This is a genomic window from Robinsoniella sp. (genome assembly GCF_034124845.1).
Genome location: NZ_JAWYAJ010000538.1, coordinates 1 through 2,226, shown reverse-complemented (window position 1 = coordinate 2,226; position 2,226 = coordinate 1). Strand labels below are relative to the sequence as shown.

The 2,226-nt window shown below is 40.3% G+C and carries 1 protein-coding gene and 1 pseudogene; one reads left to right on the top strand and one right to left on the bottom strand.

Annotated elements, in window-relative coordinates:
- Positions 1-284 precede the first annotated feature (284 nt).
- On the bottom strand, positions 285-1,319 hold the full coding sequence (locus ACH2DQ_RS26725) for a LacI family DNA-binding transcriptional regulator (protein WP_394912348.1): 1,035 nt from the start codon (positions 1,317-1,319) through the stop codon (positions 285-287).
- A 614-nt stretch (positions 1,320-1,933) separates the two neighbouring features.
- On the opposite strand from ACH2DQ_RS26725, the pseudogene ACH2DQ_RS26720 reads away from it, so the two are divergent.
- Positions 1,934-2,226: pseudogene (locus ACH2DQ_RS26720) on the top strand (sugar ABC transporter permease); the annotation flags it as partial.

Genomic DNA, 2,226 nt, shown 5'->3' with positions numbered 1-2,226 from the left:
GAGCACTTGACTTTTAATCAAGTTGTCCGGGGTTCGAATCCCCGATGTCTCACTACTTTAGAATAGCGGAAAAGCCTTTAAATACAGGCGTTTCCGCTGTTTTTTGTTTAGGTACAGGTGCCGTAATAATCTTACAGGCGTATTTAAACTACACAAAAAGTAACCGCCCCAAGCCAAAGGTTGCGGTTACTTTTTTAAAGAAATCAACCAGGGCTGACCGTCTATCTACGTCCCGCGGGCAGTCCCTTACGCATCCTTCATCCGGGATTAATCTCCCGCCCGGCTCAATGATACAGGATCTCGGAATACAAATAAATAACCTCCACAGGCGTGTCCGGATTTTCTATACGGTAAAACAACTGGCTGATCAGCCGCTTGCCAAGGGCAGAGGTGTTAATATTAACAGTTGTGAGGAAATCCTTCATGTCTATATAGTCGGAAATGTTGTCATAGCCGGTTACGATCACTTCTTCCGGGACGCGGATGCCCATGAGCATCAGTTCCTGATAGACGACATGGGCTACGAAGTCACTGACACATACAAATGCATCCGGCAGTTTCCGAAGACCTGATAAATAAGTATGTATTTCTTCTACGTAAGTTTCAATTCCAATGGTACCTGTTTTGCAGTAGGCAGGTTCCATACGGGATGCATGTTTGGCTATGGAAGCTGCGTATCCTTCGTAACGGAGTTTGTTAGTCAGGGCATAGTTGATATCTCCGATAAACCCAATTTTTTGCCGGCCTGAGGCAAACAGATAGTCGGTAATTTTCTCCACGGAGCTTTTTCCCTCCAGCAGAACCATGTCTCCGGTCAGCGTATCCAGAGAGAAATTGGTTACGGCATCCAGAAATACTTTTGGGATGGGAAGGCGGTTCAAAATGGACAGAAGCTTTGCGTCGTACACGTTAAGAATGATAATCCCCTGCACCTGCCCGGAAGTAAGCGGCGGGGGCAAAATATAATCGTCCGGAATTTCGGTGGGAACATAGGTGTACATCAGGCTGCATCCGGCTTTTGTGACTTCCTTTGCAATTTCATGGATGATGTTACTCCAGAACACGGAGGAATCTGGTCTGGATACCACAACGGATATGGTGGCGCTGTCATGGACGGTGTTGGATTTCAAAGCCGGGTGATTCTGTACCCCATTATTTGTAAACGTTTCCGGCAGAGGGTAGCCAAGCTGAGCAGCCTCGTTTAGAATCATACTGCTTTTCACTTCGGAAACGCCGGGATGATTATTCAGTACTTTCCAAACGGTGACGCGGGAGACACCCGCAGCCTCTGCAATATCCTGCATAGTTGGTTTTTTCATAATTATATACCTCGCACATCAGATAAGATGTCTGCGTGAGTAAGGAACCCCCTTAAGCAGATATCTTTTTTTATTATTTTACCAAATCACAATAAGTTTCGCAATAGGTTTTGTTAAAATGTTAAAAATAGTGTTAAAAATGTTCTGGGAAGTAAAAAATAATCTTGCATATTAAAATAACGGATCGCGGTAATTACAAGAGCCCTCAAAGAATGACTCGATGGGGGCACATTAACTTGTGATATCCGCGGTTTTTTAATACTCATTCTATTGGGCTGCTGTCAGAATCAATTCTAAAACACACTCTTTTACGCTGCCATAATCCTGTAAACGGAAGCGCTGTTCAGAAAGAATGATAAATATATTGGAAAAATAAAATTTAACATTATGTTAAAAAAATTCATTTTCAATATACATTATATAATAAAAAACTCATCCTTAATTGTGCAAAATGTTAAAAAATTACAAAAATGCATTGTTTATATTGACAAATATATATACTATATGTAAAATAATAGCAGATATAGCGGTTATCAAATGTATAATTTTTGTGTACTTTGTTAAAAGTTATGTTAAATTATAGTAAACAATAAATAGAAAAGGAGAGACTGAAAATGAAAAAAGACGATAAGGTAAACAACAAACCCGTTAAAGTAAAGAAAACACGGAGCAAAACTGCTGTAAAGGGGGATATTTCACTGTGGATGTTTGTCCTGCCGGGTTTAATTCTGACTTTTATCTTCAGCTATATTCCAATGTATGGTGTGCAGATAGCGTTCCGGGATTTTAACCCAAGGCTGGGGTTTTTGGGAAGTCCGTGGGTTGGGTTTAAATATTTTATCCGATTTTTTGAATCTCCTTATTTTGTAACTACTATAAAGAATACCTTTTTAATCAGTATCTATTC

Excerpts from the sequence above, each read along its gene's own strand:
- ACH2DQ_RS26725 (WP_394912348.1), bottom strand. The coding sequence starts at position 1,319 with ATGAAAAAACCAACTATGCAGGATATTGCAGAGGCTGCGGGTGTCTCC.